Source organism: Methylobacterium organophilum, from assembly GCF_022533465.1.
Classification (GTDB): Bacteria; Pseudomonadota; Alphaproteobacteria; order Rhizobiales; family Beijerinckiaceae; genus Methylobacterium; species Methylobacterium organophilum.
The window spans coordinates 2700001-2717939 of the sequence record NZ_CP092848.1; the positions used below are offsets into that span (position 1 = coordinate 2700001).

Below are 17939 nucleotides of genomic sequence, written 5' to 3' on the forward strand. Positions count from 1 at the left end.
TCGCGAGCCACAAGGCGGAGATCGACCGGATCGCCAGCAACCCGGAGCCCGCGAGCTTCGCCAACACCATCGCGGTGATGGAAGGCTCGGGCCGGGATCTCCGGCGCGTCGCCGCAATCTTCTTCAACCTGACCGGCAGCCACACTAATCCGGAACTCCAGGCCGCCGAGCGGCAGATCGCCCCCCGGCTCGCCCGCCATTCCAGCGCGATCTACCTGAACGCCGATCTCTGGGCGCGGATCTCGGCCATCGACGCCGAGACGGAGGCGCTCGGCGAGGAAGAGCGCCGGGTGCTCGAGCGCTACCGGATCCGCTTCAAGCGCTCCGGCGCCGACCTCGACCCCGAGACCAAGGCCCGCATCGCCGAGATCGCGACCCGGCTCGCCGAGCTCGGCACCCGGTTCGGGCAGAACCTTCTCGCCGACGAGAGCAGCTTCGTGCTGCCGCTCGCCGGGGAGGAGGAACTCGCCGGCCTGCCGCCCTTCCTGCGGGATGCTGCTGCCTCCGCCGCGGCCGAGCGCGGCGGCACACATCGCCACGTCATCACCCTGTCGCGCTCCTTGATCGAGCCCTTCCTAGTCTTCTCTACCCGACGCGACCTGCGCGAGCGCGCTTACCAAGCCTGGATCCGCCGTGGCGAGAGTGGTGGTGAGACCGACAACCAAGTAATCATCGCCGAGATCGTGAAGCTGCGGGCGGAGCGCGCCCGGCTTCTCGGCTTCGACAGCTTTGCGCATCTCAAGCTCGATGACACCATGGCCGGCTCGCCCGATGCGGCCATGGAGCTCCTGCGCAATGTCTGGACGCCGGCCCTACAGCGGGCCTTCTCCGAGCGTGAACGCCTCCAGGCACTGATCCAGGCAGAGGGGCAGAATTTCGACCTGCAGGCCCATGACTGGCGTCACTATGCGGAGAAGCTGCGTCAGGCCGAGCATTCCCTCGACGAGACGGAGATCAAGCCGTACCTGCCCCTCGACGGCGTGATCGCGGCATCCTTCGACACCGCGCACCGGCTCTTCGGCCTGAGCTTCGAGGAACTGTCGGGCACGCCGCGCTACCATCCGGATGTCCGCACTTGGCTGGTGCGCGACCGCGACGGCTCGGAGATCGGGCTGTTCCTGGGCGATTATTTCGCGCGGCCCTCGAAGCGTAGCGGTGCCTGGATGAGCGCCTTCCGGACGCAGGAGCGGCTTTCCGACGAGATCAAGCCGATTATCGTCAACGTGATGAACTTCGCCCGCGCACCGCAGGGCGAGGCGACCCTGCTCTCCTTCGACGACGCCCGCACGCTCTTCCACGAATTTGGCCACGCCCTGCACGGGCTTCTCTCGGATGTGACCTATCCGCTGTTGGCCGGCACGGCCGTTTCCGGCGATTTCGTAGAGCTGCCCTCACAGCTCTACGAGCATTGGCTGGAGCAGCCGGAGGTGCTGCGGGCCCATGCCCGCCATCACCGCACGGGTGAGCCCATGCCGGAGGACCTGCTGAAGCGCCTGCTCGCCGCGCGGACCTTCAACCAGGGCTTTGCTACGGTGGAATACACCGCTTCTGCCATCGTCGACATGACTTTGCATCTCTCCTCGGCTGGAGAGGAGGGACTCGACGTGCTTGCCTTCGAGGCGGATGCGCTCAAGCGCATCGCTATGCCAGCGGAGATCGCCATGCGGCACCGCAGCCCGCATTTCGCGCATATCTTCTCCGGGGACGGCTATGCCGCCGGCTATTACAGCTATCTCTGGTCGGAGGTGCTGGACGCGGATGCCTTTGACGCCTTCCGCGAGGCCGGCGACATCTTCGATCCCGAGACCGCGGCGCGCCTGCGCCACTTCGTCTATGGCGCCGGCAACCTGCGCGATCCGCGGGACGCCTACACCGCCTTCCGCGGTCGCCTGCCGAGCATCGATCCGCTCCTGAGGAAGCGCGGCCTAGCCGCCTGAGCCTCACGGCCTTCAAGCGCCGTCCCCCGCCGCGGGGCGGCGCGGGATTCGCATTTGGGCTTCGCGCCGCGCCTCCCCATCTTCCGGGCGCGATCCGTTCCTATCGAGGCGCCCGATGCAGCTCACCGGCATCCACCATCTCACCGCGATCACGGCTCAGGCCGCCGACAACTTCGCCTTCTACACGCGGGTGCTGGGGCTCCGGCTCGTCAAGAAGACGGTGAACCAGGACGACGTTTCGGCCTATCATCTGTTCTATGCCGACGGGCTCGCCTCGCCGGGCAGCGACCTGACCTTCTTTGACTGGCCGGCTCCTCGAGAGCGCCGGGGCACGTCGAGCATCAGCCGCACGGGCCTGCGCGTGGCGGGGGAGGGCAGCCTTGACTGGTGGCGCGAGCATCTCGCCCGGCAGGGGGTGAGCCATCACCCCGTGATCGCGCGCGACGGGCGCCAGACCCTCGATTTCGAGGATCCGGAGGGCCAGCGCTTCAGCCTCGTCGACGACGGCGGGGCGGGGGAGGCCCATTCCTGGGCGGAGAGCCCGGTGCCGGTGGAGCGGCAGATCCGGGGGCTCGGCCCGATTCGCCTCACCGTGCCGCGGTCGGACCGAACGGAGATCGTGCTCACCGAGCTGATGGGCATGCACTTCGAGCGGACCTATGAGCTGCCGGAGGGCGAGGTCCGAGTCTTCGCCATGGGGCCGGGCGGCGCGAGCGCGGAGCTGCATCTGCTCGAGGATCGCGGCGCACCCGCAGGCCAGGGCGCCGGCGGCGTGCACCATGTCGCCTTCCGCATCCCGGATGCGGATTACGATGCCTGGGCCGAGCGCCTGCGCGCCCATCGGATGCCGTCGAGCGGCCCGGTCGACCGCTACTACTTCCGTAGCCTTTATTTCCGCGAGCCGAACGGCATCCTGTTTGAGATTGCCACCGACGGCCCCGGCTTCACCGCCGACGAACCCCTGGAGAGCCTGGGCGAGCGCCTCGCCTTGCCGCCTTTTCTGGAGGGGCGGCGCGCCGAGATCGAGGCGGGGTTGAAGCCGCTGTGAGGTCGGTAGGCCGGCTTCGGGGGCCGGCTTTGCCGTCAGAGATTGCGCAAGAAGGTCAGGCTCGGCGAGAAGAAGTATTCGCCGCCCTTCATGTGGACGAACCCGCCGAAATCGACGTTGCCGATCACGCCGGCGCCTGGGTCGTCCCAGACCTTCGGGAGCTTCTGCTGCCCGGGCGTAAGGGGGCCCTGGCCGATCACCGGATCGATCCCGTGCGGTTGGGGCGGGCCCGGGGGGAAGCCGGGGTTGTTCGCCCAGGCCGCTTGCGTGAACTTGAATTGCCGGCCGATCTCCGCGTTGTAGGCCATGAAGAGCAGCCCGACCCCCTTCTTCGGCAGCTTGTCGGCCACCTTCTCGCGGAACTCCCGGAGGCTGTCCGCCTCCGGCAGCTCGGAGGGATGCACCTCCCGCTGGGCGTCCTCGTAGGGAATGCCCCGCCGCGGCATCAGATGCGTGCGTTCCGCCTGTTCGTCCCCGGCGGAGCCGCGTGGGTTGGTCTTGCGGATATGGGCGTGGAAGGGACAGCGGATGCCGCCATCCCCGGTATAGTCGAAATCGTTGGGTGGCTTCGCGCCGCGCGCTTCCTTCGACAGGGTCACCGGCGTGCCGTCCTCGAAGCGCCCGACGATGAGGGCGCCGGCCAGCTCGCGCTGGTCCACACCCTTGAACTTCAGCGTGTCGGCGATGACCTGCTCGCGGGTCTTGAAGTCGCGGACATGCTGCTCGAGCTTGCGGAAGACGAGATAGCTGCCGAAGGCGGTGTCGTCGCCCGGCACGCCGGGATCGGGAACCAGGGCGATCCCGATGGGGAAGGCGGGGTCCCAGCGGCTCGTTCCGGCCGTTTTCCGCTCCTCGGCGATGTCCTCCACCAACACCAGCGGCTGGCTGCGCCCATCGACGTAGCCGAAATGCTCGATGCCCTCGTTGGCCGCGTTGAAGAGGGCCGCGCCGTGCTGGACGAACACGATGCCGCCGGCCTCCTCGATCAGGTCCCGGATCTGTCCGATCAGCAGCGCCGTCTCGCTCGCGGTCTCGTGTCCGACGATCGCCAGGCCGTGGCTGCGGGTGCGGAATTCCGGCTCCCATTGCGCGAGGGGCGGGTCCTTGAGGTCACCGATGCTCCCGTCATCGCCCATGCCGCGCAGGAATTCGGGGTCGGACGGGCAAACTCCACCTTTTCCGATCGCCTTGTAGCCCTGCGCCGACAGTGCCACATGGACGAAGGGGCCGCCGCCGCGGCCTCCATCGTGCTTCTTGCCGGCTTTCTTGAAAGCCTCCGCGTCGATCAGCTGCCGATAGGCGCTGACGATATGGAAATTGGCGAGGTCGCGAAGCATTCGCCGCGCTTCGAGAGATCGATTGGGATCGAGCTTGAAAAATATATTGCCAGTGAATTTCCGGCCGTGACCCTTCAAGATGTTTCCCTGCAGGCTCTGGAGAGCCGCTAATTCTTGATCGTTCGCCTTCTTCCATGAAAGCGGCTTCGTCAAATCGATTGCCATTGCAGCCCCCCAGACCGATTTCGATGGGGAAAGACAGGCGCCTGACTAATAAACGAATCGCGATTTTGAAATGAAACTATAAATAGAATTATTTCAGAAAATCAAGCAGCCGGCAGCGAGGATTGAATCCGCGTCCCGGCGGGGCCGCGGCGCCCGTTCGATGCACCGTTGCCGTTGGGGAACGATGCATTGTCATCAGACCGGCTGCGCGGTGTCGCTGGCTTGACGGGGCTCCCGCACTTGCGAGATGAGCACCCTGAACATTTCCGTAAACCGGGCTCTTTAGAACGATGAGCAAGTACAACGAGGAGCGGGTTCTGTCGGTGCATCACTGGACCGACACGCTGTTCTCCTTCCGCACGACGCGCGACCCCTCGTTCCGTTTCCGCAACGGGGAGTTCACGATGATCGGGATCGAGGTGGAGGGGCGTCCGCTTTTGCGGGCCTATTCGGTGGTCTCGGCCAATTACGAGGAGGAGTTGGAATTCTTCTCGATCAAGGTGCCCAATGGTCCGCTGACGAGCAAGCTGCAGCATCTGAAGGTCGGCGATCCGATCATGATCGGCAAGAAGCCGACCGGCACGCTGGTGCTCGACAACCTGCTTCCGGGTAAGCACCTCTACCTGCTCGGCACCGGCACGGGGCTGGCGCCGTTCATGTCGATCATCAAGGATCCGGAAACCTACGAGCGCTTCGAGAAGGTGGTGCTGGTGCATGGCTGCCGGCACGTGCAGGAGCTCGCCTATGGCGAGACGATCACCCAGACCCTGCCCAACCACGAGTTCCTGGGCGAGGTGATCTCTAGCCAGCTGGTCTATTACCCGACGGTGACGCGCGAGCCGTTCCGCAACCGGGGCCGGATCACCGACCTGATGCTGTCGGGCAAGCTATTCGAGGATATCGGACTGCCCGACATCTCGATCGAGAACGACCGCTTCATGCTCTGCGGCTCGCCCGAGATGATCAAGGACACCCGCGAGTTGCTGGTGACCGGCGGCTACGAAGAGGGCAATCACGGCGAGGCTGGCCATTTCGTCATCGAAAAGGCCTTCGTCGAAAAGTGAAGTCGCGATGAGCGCCCTATTCGTCGCGGGCGCTGGCACCGAGATTGGCAAGACCTACGTCACGGCCGCCCTGGTCCGCTTCCTGCGGGCGCGGGGGCGAGCGGTGACCGCCCTCAAGCCCCTGGCGAGCGGCGTGCCGCTGCTTGATGATCCCGCCTTCGCCGAGAGCGACACCGCCCGGCTGCTGGCCGCCCTCGGCCAGGCGGTGACGCCGGAAACTGTGGATGCCTGCTCGCCCTGGCGCTTCCGTGCACCCCTGGCGCCGGATCTCGCCGCCGCGTGGGAAGGGCGCTCCCTCGACTGGCGCGACCTGGTCGCCTGGTGCCGCGACCGGATCGCGACATCGGGCGGCGACCTCGTCATCGAGGGAGTGGGTGGGCTGATGAGCCCAATCGCCCCCGAGGCCACCGGGCTCGACTGGGCGAAGGCGCTGGGCCTGCCGGTGCTCCTCGTCTCCGGCTCCTATCTCGGCGCGATCAGCCATGCGCTCACCGCGGCCGAGACGCTCCGCTTCCACGGGATTGCGATGATGGCCGTGATCGTGAGTGAGAGCGAGGGCGCGCCGACCCCGCCCCAGACGGTCGCCGACGCGATCGCCCGCCGGGTCTCCGCCCCCGTCGCGGTGCTGAAGCGCGGCGGCAGCTTTCCAGACGCGCTGGCGGACTTCGTCTGAAAAGGCGAACCCGGTCTGACACAATCGGAGCACACGCGGCACGGGCATTCTCCCATGGAGGGACGGAGCGGCTGCGTCTGGCGCGGGCGCCTTTCGCCAGCAAAAAACCGCGAATTCGCCGGAGAAACGTCGCCTTGCGCAGCGACGCGAACCCATGCTAGGCGACAGCCGCGCCGTGAGAGGGGGGGTCGCTTGATCCCGTCGGGCCCGGCGCTTTCCCAATTCCAACGGTTCTCCGAGCCGCCGCCTTCAGGCGCGCACCGGGCCGAGACCGGCGGACAAGGATAAGAGAGAGCGACGGGTGGCGCAGAACGGTTCCGAAGGTCCCCTGGTTGCGGGCGTGGCAGGCCGTTACGCGCTCGCGCTCTTCGAGCTCGCCCGGGACGAGAGGCAGGTCGATTCCGTCGCCGCAGATCTCGACCGTTTCGATTACCTTCTGAAGGAAAGCGCGGATCTCCGCCGCCTGGTGAAGAGCCCGGCCTTCTCCGCCGAGGAGCAGACCGCCGCCGTTACCGCCGTGCTGGCCAAGGCCGGCATCTCGGGGCTCGCTGCCAACTTCATCAAGCTCTCCGCCTCGAACCGCCGCCTGTTCGCCCTGCCGGACATGATCCGCGCCTTCCGCGAGAAGGTGCGCGAATCGAAGGGCGTGGTGCGGGCCGAGATCCGCGTCGCCGAGAAGCCGTCCGACGCGCTGATCGAGGAGATCAAGATCGCGCTCCGCGAGGTCGCCGGCGCCGAGGTTGATCTCGATCTTCACGTCGATCCGTCTTTGATCGGCGGTCTCGTCGTGAAGATCAGCTCGCGCATGGTCGACGCCTCGCTTCGCACCAAGCTCAACAGCATCCGTCTTGCCATGCGGGAGGCCCGCTGAGGTTCTTTAAGACCTCGCGTGAGCCGACCGACACCCGAACAGACCGCCTAAGACCTTAAAGAGGCCCGACGATGGACATCCGCGCCGCCGAGATCTCCGCGATCCTGAAAGAGCAGATCAAGAACTTCGGCGAGGAGGCCGAGGTCACCGAGGTCGGGCAGGTGCTCGCGGTCGGCGACGGCATCGCCCGCGTCTACGGCCTCGACAACGTCCAGGCCGGCGAGATGGTCGAGTTCGAGTCGGGCGTGCGCGGCATGGCCCTCAACCTCGAGCAGGACAATGTCGGCGTCGTGATCTTCGGCTCCGACCGCGAGATCAAGGAAGGCCAGACCGTCAAGCGCACCGGCGCCATCGTCGACGTGCCGGTCGGTAAGGGCCTGCTCGGCCGCGTGGTCGACGGCCTCGGCAACCCGATCGACGGCAAGGGCCCGATCCAGTCGACCGAGCGTCGCCGCGTCGACGTGAAGGCCCCGGGCATCATTCCGCGCAAGTCGGTGCACGAGCCGATGTCGACCGGCCTCAAGGCCATCGACGCCCTGATCCCGGTCGGCCGCGGCCAGCGCGAGCTGATCATCGGCGATCGCCAGACCGGCAAGACCGCCATCGCCCTCGACACCATCCTCAACCAGAAGCCGGCCCATTCGGGCACCGACGAGAACGCCAAGCTCTACTGCGTCTACGTCGCCATCGGCCAGAAGCGCTCCACCGTCGCCCAGTTCGTGAAGGTGCTGGAGGACCAGGGCGCCCTCGAATACTCCATCGTCATCGCTGCCACCGCCTCCGACGCTGCGCCGATGCAGTTCATTGCGCCGTTCGCCGGCTGCGCCATGGGCGAGTATTTCCGCGACAACGGCATGCACGCCGTGATCGTGTATGACGACCTTTCCAAGCAGGCCGTTGCCTACCGTCAGATGTCCCTGCTGCTGCGCCGCCCGCCGGGCCGCGAGGCTTACCCGGGTGACGTGTTCTACCTCCACAGCCGCCTGCTCGAGCGCGCCGCCAAGATGGGCGACGCCGCCGGCAAGGGCTCGCTCACTGCGCTGCCGGTGATCGAGACCCAGGCCAACGACGTGTCGGCCTACATCCCGACCAACGTGATCTCGATCACCGACGGCCAGATCTTCCTTGAGACCGACCTGTTCTACCAGGGCATCCGCCCGGCGGTGAATGTCGGCCTCTCGGTGTCGCGGGTGGGCTCCTCGGCCCAGACCAAGGCGATGAAGAAGGTCGCCGGCAAGATCAAGGGCGAGCTAGCCCAGTACCGCGAGATGGCGGCCTTCGCCCAGTTCGGTTCCGATCTCGACGCCTCGACCCAGCGCCTGCTGAACCGCGGCTCGCGCCTCACCGAGCTCCTGAAGCAGCCGCAGTTCTCGCCGCTGAAGATGGAGGAGCAGGTCGCGGTGATCTATGCTGGCGTGAACGGCTACCTCGACAAGCTCCCGGTCAACAAGGTGCGCGCCTTCGAGGACCAGCTCCTCGGCACCCTGCGCTCGAAGCACCAGGACCTGCTCGACACGATCGCCACCTCGAAGGATCTCTCCGACGAGAGCGCCAACAAGCTGAAGGCCGTCGTCGAGAGCACCGCCAAGTCGTTCGACTAAAGGCACCGTCCCCTCCCCCTGGCGGGGAGGGGTTCGGGTGGGAGTGGTGCCGGATGAGCTCTGCCGTGCCTTGAACCACCCTCACCTCCGGCTCCTCTCCGCAAGGGGGGAGGAGAGGCTCTCTTGAACGGACCCGGACGCCACCGATGGCCAGCTTGAAGGACCTGCGCAACCGAATCACCTCGGTGAAGGCGACGCAGAAGATCACCAAGGCGATGCAGATGGTCGCGGCCGCCAAGCTGCGGCGCGCCCAGAATGCTGCCGAGAACGGGCGTCCCTACGCCGAGAAGATGGCGCAGGTGCTCGGCAATCTCGCCGGCAACCTGATCGGCGGCGTCGGCGCTCCGCGCCTGCTCTCCGGCACCGGCAAGGACCAAGTGCACCTGCTCGTGGTTTGCACCGGCGACCGTGGCCTCGCTGGCGCCTTCAACTCCTCGATCGCGCGTCTGGCCCGCGACCACGCCAACCGGCTGATGGCCGAGGGCAAGACCGTCAAGATCATGACGGTGGGCAAGAAGGGTCTCGACATCCTGCGCCGTCAGTTCCGCGACCAGATTGTCGCCTCCCGTGACATCCGCGGCAATAAGCCGGTTGATTACCCCTTCGCAGCCGAGATCGCCGACGACATCCTGGCCCGCTTCGAGGCTGGCGAGTTCGACGTCGCGACCCTGTTCTACTCCGAGTTCCGCTCGGTGATCTCGCAGATCCCGACGGCGCAGAAGCTGATCCCGGCAGAGCTGCCGCAGGTGGAGGCTGCGAATGCCGCGGGATCGGACGCGGCGATGGAGTTCGAGCCGAGCGAGGAGACCATCCTCGAGACGCTGCTGCCGAAGAACCTCACCGTTCAGGTCTTCCGGGCGCTCCTGGAAAACGCCGCCTCCGAGCAGGGCGCGCGTATGAGCGCCATGGATTCCGCGACCCGCAACGCGGGCGAGATGATCAAGAAGCAGACGCTGGTCTACAACCGCACGCGTCAGGCCATGATCACCAAGGAACTCATCGAGATCATTTCGGGCGCGGAAGCGCTCTGACCGCCGCTTAAGAGGAATCATCGCAATGGCGAACACCGCTTCCCCCACCAACGCCAAGGGCAAGATCACGCAGGTCATCGGCCCCGTCATCGACGTGCAGTTCGAGGGGCACCTGCCGGAGATCCTGAACGCTCTGGAGACCACCAACCAAGGCGGCCGCCTCGTCCTCGAAGTGGCTCAGCAGCTCGGTGAAAACACTGTGCGCTGCATCGCCATGGACACCTCCGAGGGTCTCGTCCGCGGCCAAGAGGTCGAGGATACCGGCGCGCCGATTAAGGTGCCGGTCGGCCACAACACGCTGGGCCGCATCATGAACGTCATCGGCGAGCCGATCGACGAACTCGGCCCGATTCAGGCCGACACCTTCCGCGCGATCCACCAGCCGGCCCCTCCCTACGACGAGCAGTCGACCGAGGCGCAGATCCTGGTCACCGGCATCAAGGTGGTGGACCTGCTCGCCCCCTACGCTAAGGGCGGCAAGATCGGTCTGTTCGGCGGCGCCGGCGTCGGCAAGACCGTGCTGATCATGGAACTGATCAACAACATCGCCAAGGCTCACTCGGGTTATTCGGTCTTCGCAGGCGTGGGTGAGCGCACCCGCGAGGGCAATGATCTCTACCACGAGATGATCGAGTCCAAGGTGAACACCGACCCGAAGGAGCACGGCGGTTCGGTCGAGGGCTCCAAGTGCGCACTGGTCTACGGCCAGATGAACGAGTCCCCCGGCGCCCGCTCCCGCGTCGCCCTGACCGGCCTGACCATCGCCGAGCAGTTCCGCGACGAGGGCCAGGACGTGCTCTTCTTCGTCGACAACATCTTCCGCTTCACGCAGGCGGGCTCCGAGGTGTCGGCGCTTCTCGGCCGCATTCCCTCGGCGGTGGGCTACCAGCCGACGCTGGCCACCGACATGGGCGCTCTGCAGGAGCGCATCACCACCACCACCAAGGGCTCGATCACCTCGGTGCAGGCGATCTACGTGCCGGCGGATGACCTGACCGACCCGGCCCCGGCCACCTCCTTCGCCCACCTCGACGCCACGACAGTGCTCTCGCGCTCGATCGCCGAAAAGGGCATCTACCCGGCCGTGGACCCGCTCGACTCCACCTCGCGCATGCTCTCGCCGGCGATTCTCGGCGAGGAGCATTACGATGTGGCCCGCCGCGTCCAGCAGACCCTGCAGCGTTACAAGTCCCTTCAGGACATCATCGCGATCCTGGGCATGGACGAGCTGTCGGAAGAGGACAAGCTGACCGTGGCCCGCGCCCGCAAGATCGAGCGCTTCCTCTCGCAGCCGTTCCACGTGGCTGAGGTCTTCACCGGTTCGCCGGGCAAGCTCGTCGCGCTCGAAGACACGATCAAGGGCTTCAAGGGCCTAGTCGAGGGCAAGTACGACGACCTCCCCGAGGCCGCCTTCTACATGGTCGGCTCCATTGAGGAGGCGCAGGAGAAGGCCAAGAAGCTGCTCGCCGCCTAAGGGCGCCGGCACGTGAACGCCAAGGTCGTCCTTCTCCTGGTCGGGCTCGTGGTCGGGGGCCTCGTCGGCTTCCTGACCCGCCCCCAGGCGACGGAGATCAAGCTCGGGCCGCTCAGCGTCGAGGTCCAGGACAGGGACTCGACGGCTGACGCTCGAGGCGGCGAGCTGACCACCGGCCAGCTCCAGCATGTCGGGATCTACGCCGTGATCGGCGCCATCGTCGGCTTCGGGGCCGGCTTCCTGGCCGACCGGGGCCGGCGTTGAGTTCAACACTCGGGACCTTCTAAAGATGGCCACCTTCCAGTTCGATTTCGTCGGCCCCGAGCGGACGCTGTATTCCGGCGAGGTCGAGGCCGTGCAGCTGCCCGGCACCGAGGGCGACATGACCGTGCTGCCGGGACATGCTCCGGTCCTGACCTCGCTCAAGGTCGGCGTCATCACCGTCACCGAGCGGGCCGGCAGCGGCAAGCGCATCTACGTGCAGGGCGGCTTCGCCGATATCGGCCCCGCCGCCGTGACGGTGCTGGCCGAGCGCGCCGCTCCGATCGAGGAGATCAACCCGGCCATGATCGATCAGGAGATCGAGGCGACCGAGATGGCCCGCGACGCCACCGAGGACTTCGCAAAGCGCGAGGAGCTCAACGGCCACATCGCGCAGCTGCGCGAGGCCAAGAACGCGCTGGATTTCTAGGCGCCGTCAGGTTCTCGGTATCGAAACACGAAAAGCCCGCCGCGCGAGAGCGCCGCGGGCTTTCGTTTTGTCCGAGGACCGAGCTCGTGCTTGTTGAGAGGAAAGAGGGTGCTAACTCGACCGCTCTGATCAATTTCGAATTGGCGCGCCCTCACCGCCCTTCGACGAACCCCCTAATTTCGGCTGCGGCCCTGGGTCGGGGTCTTCCCGTTGGGAGAAGTGGCCGAGGCCCTTGAAAGGGGGCGAGGTCGAGATCGGCGAAGGTCTCGTCGAGGCGGTCAGTCCAGGCATAGGGGAAGACCGGGCCGCAGATGCCCCAGCGGATGCAGGTCATGCCGGGTCGTCTCTCCGCCTGAATGCGGCGGGTCAACGAGCGCGGGGGACGCTTACGTTTCCGGAGACCATGCCGCAGGCGCCTTCGGCGAGTTCCATCCAAAGGAAACGGGCCGGATCGACCGGACCGGGCAGCACGAGTCGGCCCGGAGGCACGGGGCTGAAGCCGAAGCGCCGATAATAGGGCGCGTCGCCCACCAGTACGACGAGGCCGTGGCCGGCCTCCTTGGCCGCCTCGAGGCTCCTGTGCATCAGGGCCGAGCCGATGCCGCGGTCGCCGAAAGCCGGGTCGACGGTGAGCGGCCCGAGTACCAGGAGTGGCCGCCCCGCCGCCTCCGCCGGGCCGACCCGTACGGAGCCGACCAGATAGGTGCCGACCAGGGCCGTGAAGCAGAGCTCCGACAGCGGCCCCACGCCCTCCCGCAGGCGATAGGCCGTGCGGGCGAAGCGGCCGGGGCCGAAGGCGCGGGCATGCAGCCGCTCGATGGCGGGCGCGTCGTCGGGCGTCTCGGGCCGGATGAGCAGGGGAAGGGCGGTCACGGCGGGCGCTACGGCAATCAGGTCGCGCGCCGATAGCAGCCGCGCCGTGCCGCGGCAAACGGGGAGGTGGCAGACGTCACCGGTTCATCACCGGAGCGTATGTCCATCACCCCGTCCCGCTGCTCACGCCGCCCTGGCCGAGAAATCGATGCGCGGGTCGATCCAGGTGTAGATCAAGTCGGAGAGCAGGTTCACCGCGAGACCGAGCAGGGAGAAGATGTAGAGGGTCGCGAAGACCACCGGGTAGTCCCGGCCGACGATCGAGGAGAAGGACAGCAGCCCGAGCCCGTCTAGGGAGAAGATCGTCTCGATCAGCAGGGAGCCGGTGAAGAAGGCCGTGATGAAGGCGCCGGGGAAGCCCGCGATCACGATCAGCATGGCGTTGCGGAAGACGTGCCCGTAGAGCACTCGGCTCTCGGAAAGGCCCTTCATCCGGGCGGTGAGCACGTATTGCTTGCGGATTTCGTCGAGGAACGAGTTCTTGGTGAGCAGGGTCGAGGTCGCGAAGGCTCCGAGCACCAGGGCGGCCAGCGGCAGCGTCAGGTGCCAAGCGTAGTCCACCAGCTTCCCCCACAGGCTCAGGGTGGCGAAGTTCTCCGAGGTGAGGCCGCGGATCGGGAAGATCTGCACGAAGGAACCGCCGGCGAACAGGATGATCAGCAGGATGCCGAACAGGAAGCTCGGGATCGCGTAGCCGATGATGACCACGCTGGAGGTCCAGATGTCGAAGCGCGAGCCGTCCTTCACCGCCTTGCGGATGCCGAGGGGGATCGAGATCGCGTAGGAGATCAGCGTCATCCATAGGCCGAGCGAGACCGACACGGGCAGCTTCTCGCGGATCAGCTGCAGCACCGAGACGTCGCGGAAATAGCTCTTGCCGAAATCGAAGCGCAGGTAGTCCCAGAGCATCTTGGCGAAGCGCTCGGGGGCCGGCTTGTCGAAGCCGAACTGCGTCTCGAGCTTCTTGATGAAGGCCGGGTCGAGGCCCTGCGCGCCGCGGTAGCGGGAATTCTCGGAGCCACCGCCGCCCCGGGCCGCGCCGCCGCCGAGATCGCCCTGTCCGCCGGTGATGCGCGAGAGCGAGCCCTCCTGCTGGCCCTGGAGCTGGGCCAGCACCCGCTCCACCGGGCCGCCGGGGGCGAACTGGATAATCGCGAAGGTGACCAGCATGATGCCGAAGATAGTCGGCACCATCAGGGCGAGGCGGCGCAGGATATAGCCGAGCATGGGTCCGCCTTCACTCCCGCCCGATCCGCCGGGCCTTGTCGGTGTCGAACCACCACAGGCTCGGCACGCCCAGCGCGTATTTTGGCGCCTTGGCCGGGCGGCCGAACACGTCCCAGACCGCCAGCCTGTAGTTTGCTGAGTACCACATCGGGATCCAGTAGCGACCGGCCCGCAGGACCCGGTCGAGCGCCCGGCAGGCGATGGTGAGGTCCGCCCGCGATGTCGCGCCGGCGATCTTGTCGAGGAGCGCGTCCACTGCCGGGTCGGCAACGCCGATCAGGTTGTTCGAGCCGGGGATCGTCGCCGAGCGGGAGCCGTAGGCCTCGCGCAACTCCGGCCCGGGCGTGGCGTCGCCGGAACTCGCCCTGGAGGTCACGTCGAAATCGAAGTCGCGCACCCGCGCCTGATACTGCGAGGCGTCCACTGTGCGCTGCACGGCCTTGATGCCGAGCAGCGACAGGTTGCGGATGAAGGGCTGGACGATCGGCTCCCAGACCGGATCGGTGTCGAGGAACTCGAATTCCAGCGGCTTACCGCCCGGCAGCTTGAGAAGGCTGCCCTCGCGCACGCAGCCGGCTTCCTTAAGGAGGGCGTTGGCCCGAGCGAGGAGCCTCCGGTCCTGCCCCGAGCCGTCCGAGACCAGAGGCGTCCAGGGCTCGCCGAAGACCTCGTCGGGCACCTGGCCGCGGAGGGATTCGAGCAGGGCGCGTTCGAGATCCGAGGGCGGCCCCTTGGCCATCATGTCGGTTTTCTCGAAGAAGGAGCTCGTGCGCGCATAGGCGCCGAACATCGCCGTGCGGTTCGTCCAGGCGAAGTCGAAGCACAGGCCGATCGCCTCGCGCACCCGCGGATCCTTGAAGACTGGCCGCCGCGTGTTGAAGAACCAGCCCTGGATGTTGGCGGGCGATTCGTCCTCCACCGTCTCGCGCTTCACCCGTCCCTCGCGCACGGCGGGGAAATCGTAGCCCGTGGCCCAGATCCGGGCGGTGAATTCCTGGCGATAGCTGAAGGCGCCGCCCTTGAAGGCCTCGAAGGCCACCTGCCGGTCGCGGAAATACTCGTAGCGTACTCGGTCGAAATTGTTCTGGCCGATCCTCACCGGCAGGTCGGCGGCCCAGTAATCGGGCACCCGCTCCAACTCGATGAAGCGGCCGATATCCATGCGCCCGACCTGGTAGGGGCCGGAGCTGAGCAGCGCCTTGAGGGTCGGCGCCTCGAAATCGCGGCCCTCGAAGCTCGCCGCCGAGAAGATCGGCAGCTGTGCTACGATCAGGGGCAGGTCGCGGCTGCGGCCGGCCTCGAAGCGCACGAGCAGGGTAGTGTCGTCCTCCGCCTTCGCTTCCGCCATGTCGCGGATCACCTGGGAGATGGTCGGGTGGCCTTTCTCCTTCAGAATCGCGAGGGAGAAGGCGACGTCCTTCGCCGTCAGCTTGGTGCCGTCGTGGAAGCAGGCCTGCGGCCGCAGGAGAAAGCGGTAGGCGAGCCCGTCCGCGCTCACCTCCACGGCGCGGGCGACGAGGCCGTAGACCGCGTCCGGCTCGTCCAGCGCCCGCGCCATCAGGCTGTCGAAGGTCAGGTTGATGCCCGCCGCCCCGTTGCCGCGGAAGACATAGGGGTTAAGCGTATCGAAGGTGTCGAAGGCCTGATTGCCGAAGGTCTGCGTGAGCTGGGCCGCGAAGTTCCCGCCCCGGGGCGCCTCCGGGTTCACGTAGTCGAAGGCCTTGAAGTCGGGCGCGTAGTTCAGCTCGCCGAAGCTCGACAGGCCATGCACGGTCCGGGCAGCCTCAGCCCTCGTCCCCCTCGGCAGGAGGGGGAGCGTGGAGAGGGAAGCTGCGCCGGCCAGCAGGGTCCGGCGCGTCGTCCGGCCGCTCAACGCGGTGCCCCGGTCTTGGCTGCGAGCTTGTCGTCGTACCACCACGTCGTGGGAAATCCCGAACTGCCGTATCTCGGCAGGATCTCGGGACGGGCGAAGCGGTTCCATCGGATCGTCCGAGTCACGCCGGAGGCCCATTGCGGCACCACGAAGTGGTGGGCGAGCAGCACCCGGTCCAGGGCGTGGGTCGCGGCGAGCTGGGTCTCGCGGTCCTTGGCGAAGATCACCTGCTCGATCAGGGCGTCGATGGCCGCATCCTTGATGCCAAGGATGTTGCGCGAGCCCGGCTGGTCTGCGGCCTTCGAGCCCCAGTATTCCCGCTGCTCGTTGCCGGGCGAGAGCGATTCCGGCCAGTTCGTTGTGGTGATGTCGAAGTCGAAGCTGCGCATCCGGTTCTGGTACTGTGCCTGGTCGATCACTCGGATCGAGGAGCCGATGCCGATGAGCTTGAGCTGGGCTTGGTAGGGCAGGATCACCCGCTCGAACACGTTCTGAAATTCCAGGAACTCGACCGTGAGCGGCTTGCCGCTGGCGGCATGCACCATCTGGCTGCTCTTCAGTTCGTAGCCGGCCTCGCGCAGGAGCTTCACCGCCTCGCGCAGATTGGCGCGCACCTGCTCGGGGCTCGCGTTCACGGGGTTGGTGTAGGGCTCGGTAAAGACGCTCGCCGGCACCTTGTCCTTGAGGCCTTGCAGGATCTCCAGCTCCTTGCCCTGAGGCAGGCCGGAGGAGGCGAGGTCCGAGCCGAAATAGTAGGAGTCGATCCGCTTGTAGAGCCCGTAGAAGAGCTGCCGGTTCATTTCCTCGAAGTTCAGGGCGAGATTGAAAGCGCGCCTCACCCGCTCGTCCTTGAACATGTCTCGGCGCAGGTTGAAGGCGAAGGCCTGCATGATGCCAGTGCCGCGGCTCGGGAACTCCTCCTTGACGAGCCGTCCCTCCTTCACCGCGGGGAAGTCGTCATAGGCGGTCGCCCAGTTGCGGGCGATGTTCTCCGAACGGAAATCGTAGAGGTCGCCCTTCAACGCCTCCAGGAGCACGCTGCCGTCGCGGAAATACTCGAAGCGCAGGGTGCCGAAATTATTGCGCCCCCGATTCACCGGCAGGTCCTTGCCCCAGTAATCGGCGACGCGCTCGTAGGTGGCCGAGCGGCCGGGATCGATCCTGACGAGCTTATAAGGGCCCGAGCCGAGGGGGATTTCCAGGGTCGTCTCGGCCGGGTTGCGGACCTTGCCGTCCTTGGTGGTGCCGGTCCACCAGTGCTTGGGCATCACCTGCATCTCGCCAACGATCTGCGGCAGTTCCCGGTTGCCCTTCTCCGAGAAGCGGAAGGTGATCTCGCGGGCGCCGTTCGGCTCGGCGGCGGTGACGTTGTGGTAGTAGGAGGCGTGGAAGGGGCTGTTGGCCTTCAGGGTGTCGAAGGACCAGGCCACGTCCTCGGCGGTCACCGGCTTGCCGTCGTGCCAGCGGGCGCCCTCGCGCAGACGATACGTGACCGAACCGCCGTCATCGGCCACCCGCACGCTCTCGGCTAGGAGGCCGTAGGACGAGAACGGCTCGTCGCCAGCATTCTCCATCAGTGTGTCGTAGATCTGGAGGATGCCGCCCTCTAGGTCGCCCTTCAGGCCGTTGACGATGTAGTTGAGGTTGTCGAACCCACCCTGCGCCCCGAGGCGCACGAGACCGCCCACTGGCGCGTCCGGGTTGGCGTAGTCGAAATGGGTGAAGTCGGGGCCGTATTTCGGGGCGCCGAGCAGGGTCAGGGCGTGTCGCCAGCTGCCCGGTGCTTCCTGCGCCGAGGGGCTGCCAGGCGCTGCATCAGCTCCCTCCTTCTCCGCGGCGCGGGCGGGTGCCGTCAGGGCTGCGGCGGCGATCGCTCCGGTAAGGAAGCTGCGGCGGCCGATGGCGGGCTGTCCTGTCACGGTGGCGCTGTCTCCCGATCTCTCGATGCTGGGGCGCCGTTCTAGGACGGCGCGGGCGCACCCGCCAAGCCGTCACCTCCGCGCAGGGGCGTCCGCGTCCTCCGGAAACGAAAAAAGGCCGGGCGCTCGGCCCGGCCTGTCGATTCTGTGCTTGG

General features: G+C 66.8%; 15 protein-coding genes and 1 pseudogene (1 of these 16 running past the window's edge). 10 read left to right on the plus strand and 6 right to left on the minus strand.

The window, feature by feature from the left end; all coding sequences use genetic code 11:
• On the plus strand, positions 1–1937 hold the 3' portion of the coding sequence (locus MMB17_RS12525; protein ID WP_241098974.1) for a M3 family metallopeptidase. 121 nt of this gene lie to the left of the window's left edge; the window shows 1937 of its 2058 coding nt (coding positions 122–2058); its start codon lies off the left edge, out of view; the stop codon is at positions 1935–1937.
• 115 nt (positions 1938–2052) lie between these two features.
• Positions 2053–2985: a ring-cleaving dioxygenase gene (locus MMB17_RS12530; protein ID WP_241098975.1), complete on the plus strand. Its 933-nt coding sequence runs from the start codon at positions 2053–2055 to the stop codon at positions 2983–2985.
• A 35-nt stretch (positions 2986–3020) separates the two neighbouring features.
• Here MMB17_RS12530 and MMB17_RS12535 read toward each other — a convergent pair whose 3' ends face one another.
• Entirely contained in the window at positions 3021–4487 is a 1467-nt protein-coding gene (locus tag MMB17_RS12535; protein ID WP_241098976.1) for a Dyp-type peroxidase, read from the minus strand.
• A gap of 290 nt (positions 4488–4777) precedes the next feature.
• On the opposite strand from MMB17_RS12535, the gene MMB17_RS12540 reads away from it, so the two are divergent.
• The 8 genes from MMB17_RS12540 to MMB17_RS12575 all read left to right on the plus strand — a co-directional run bounded on the left by MMB17_RS12540 (position 4778) and on the right by MMB17_RS12575 (position 11892).
• Positions 4778–5551 carry a ferredoxin--NADP reductase gene (locus tag MMB17_RS12540; protein WP_241098977.1) on the plus strand — a complete coding sequence of 258 codons (774 nt, stop codon included), beginning with the start codon at positions 4778–4780 and terminating at the stop codon, positions 5549–5551.
• Between the two features lie 7 nt (positions 5552–5558).
• Entirely contained in the window at positions 5559–6224 is a 666-nt protein-coding gene (gene bioD, locus MMB17_RS12545) for a dethiobiotin synthase (RefSeq protein WP_241098978.1), read from the plus strand.
• 301 nt (positions 6225–6525) lie between these two features.
• Positions 6526–7095: a F0F1 ATP synthase subunit delta gene (locus tag MMB17_RS12550; protein ID WP_241098979.1), complete on the plus strand. Its 570-nt coding sequence runs from the start codon at positions 6526–6528 to the stop codon at positions 7093–7095.
• A gap of 71 nt (positions 7096–7166) precedes the next feature.
• On the plus strand, positions 7167–8696 hold the full coding sequence (gene atpA / locus MMB17_RS12555) for a F0F1 ATP synthase subunit alpha (RefSeq protein WP_241098980.1): 1530 nt from the start codon (positions 7167–7169) through the stop codon (positions 8694–8696).
• A gap of 146 nt (positions 8697–8842) precedes the next feature.
• Positions 8843–9727 (plus strand): F0F1 ATP synthase subunit gamma, encoded by an 885-nt coding sequence (locus MMB17_RS12560; RefSeq protein WP_238312330.1) that lies wholly within the window; start codon positions 8843–8845, stop codon positions 9725–9727.
• A gap of 25 nt (positions 9728–9752) precedes the next feature.
• Complete coding sequence (atpD, locus tag MMB17_RS12565) at positions 9753–11201, plus strand: F0F1 ATP synthase subunit beta (RefSeq protein ID WP_238312329.1); 1449 nt, start codon at positions 9753–9755, stop codon at positions 11199–11201.
• A 12-nt stretch (positions 11202–11213) separates the two neighbouring features.
• Positions 11214–11465: a hypothetical protein gene (locus MMB17_RS12570; RefSeq protein ID WP_241098981.1), complete on the plus strand. Its 252-nt coding sequence runs from the start codon at positions 11214–11216 to the stop codon at positions 11463–11465.
• A 25-nt stretch (positions 11466–11490) separates the two neighbouring features.
• A complete protein-coding gene (locus MMB17_RS12575; protein ID WP_241098982.1) occupies positions 11491–11892 on the plus strand; it encodes a F0F1 ATP synthase subunit epsilon in 402 nt (133 codons plus the stop codon).
• A 151-nt stretch (positions 11893–12043) separates the two neighbouring features.
• Here the strand turns inward: MMB17_RS12575 and MMB17_RS25405 are convergent.
• From MMB17_RS25405 to MMB17_RS12595, 5 genes and pseudogenes are all read right to left on the minus strand, one after another.
• A pseudogene (locus tag MMB17_RS25405) lies at positions 12044–12223 on the minus strand (alpha/beta fold hydrolase); the annotation flags it as partial.
• A 35-nt stretch (positions 12224–12258) separates the two neighbouring features.
• Positions 12259–12765, minus strand: coding sequence for a GNAT family N-acetyltransferase (locus MMB17_RS12580; RefSeq protein ID WP_241098983.1), 507 nt, complete (start codon positions 12763–12765; stop codon positions 12259–12261).
• A 123-nt stretch (positions 12766–12888) separates the two neighbouring features.
• Positions 12889–13992 carry a microcin C ABC transporter permease YejB gene (locus MMB17_RS12585; RefSeq protein WP_241098984.1) on the minus strand — a complete coding sequence of 368 codons (1104 nt, stop codon included), beginning with the start codon at positions 13990–13992 and terminating at the stop codon, positions 12889–12891.
• 10 nt (positions 13993–14002) lie between these two features.
• Complete coding sequence (locus tag MMB17_RS12590) at positions 14003–15865, minus strand: extracellular solute-binding protein (RefSeq protein ID WP_241098985.1); 1863 nt, start codon at positions 15863–15865, stop codon at positions 14003–14005.
• A complete protein-coding gene (locus MMB17_RS12595; RefSeq protein ID WP_241098986.1) occupies positions 15862–17784 on the minus strand; it encodes an extracellular solute-binding protein in 1923 nt (640 codons plus the stop codon). Before MMB17_RS12595 ends, MMB17_RS12590 begins: the two co-directional genes overlap by 4 nt.
• Positions 17785–17939: the final 155 nt, after the last annotated feature.

What these genes read in the sequence shown, in the direction of transcription:
- MMB17_RS12530 (WP_241098975.1), top strand. Translation starts at nt 2,053, where the DNA reads ATGCAGCTCACCGGCATCCACCATCTCACCGCGATCACGGCTCAGGCC.
- MMB17_RS12535 (WP_241098976.1), bottom strand. Translation starts at nt 4,487, where the DNA reads ATGGCAATCGATTTGACGAAGCCGCTTTCATGGAAGAAGGCGAACGAT.
- MMB17_RS12540 (WP_241098977.1), top strand. Translation starts at nt 4,778, where the DNA reads ATGAGCAAGTACAACGAGGAGCGGGTTCTGTCGGTGCATCACTGGACC.
- bioD (WP_241098978.1), top strand. Translation starts at nt 5,559, where the DNA reads ATGAGCGCCCTATTCGTCGCGGGCGCTGGCACCGAGATTGGCAAGACC.
- atpA (WP_241098980.1), top strand. Translation starts at nt 7,167, where the DNA reads ATGGACATCCGCGCCGCCGAGATCTCCGCGATCCTGAAAGAGCAGATC.
- MMB17_RS12560 (WP_238312330.1), top strand. Translation starts at nt 8,843, where the DNA reads ATGGCCAGCTTGAAGGACCTGCGCAACCGAATCACCTCGGTGAAGGCG.
- atpD (WP_238312329.1), top strand. Translation starts at nt 9,753, where the DNA reads ATGGCGAACACCGCTTCCCCCACCAACGCCAAGGGCAAGATCACGCAG.
- MMB17_RS12575 (WP_241098982.1), top strand. Translation starts at nt 11,491, where the DNA reads ATGGCCACCTTCCAGTTCGATTTCGTCGGCCCCGAGCGGACGCTGTAT.
- MMB17_RS12585 (WP_241098984.1), bottom strand. Translation starts at nt 13,992, where the DNA reads ATGCTCGGCTATATCCTGCGCCGCCTCGCCCTGATGGTGCCGACTATC.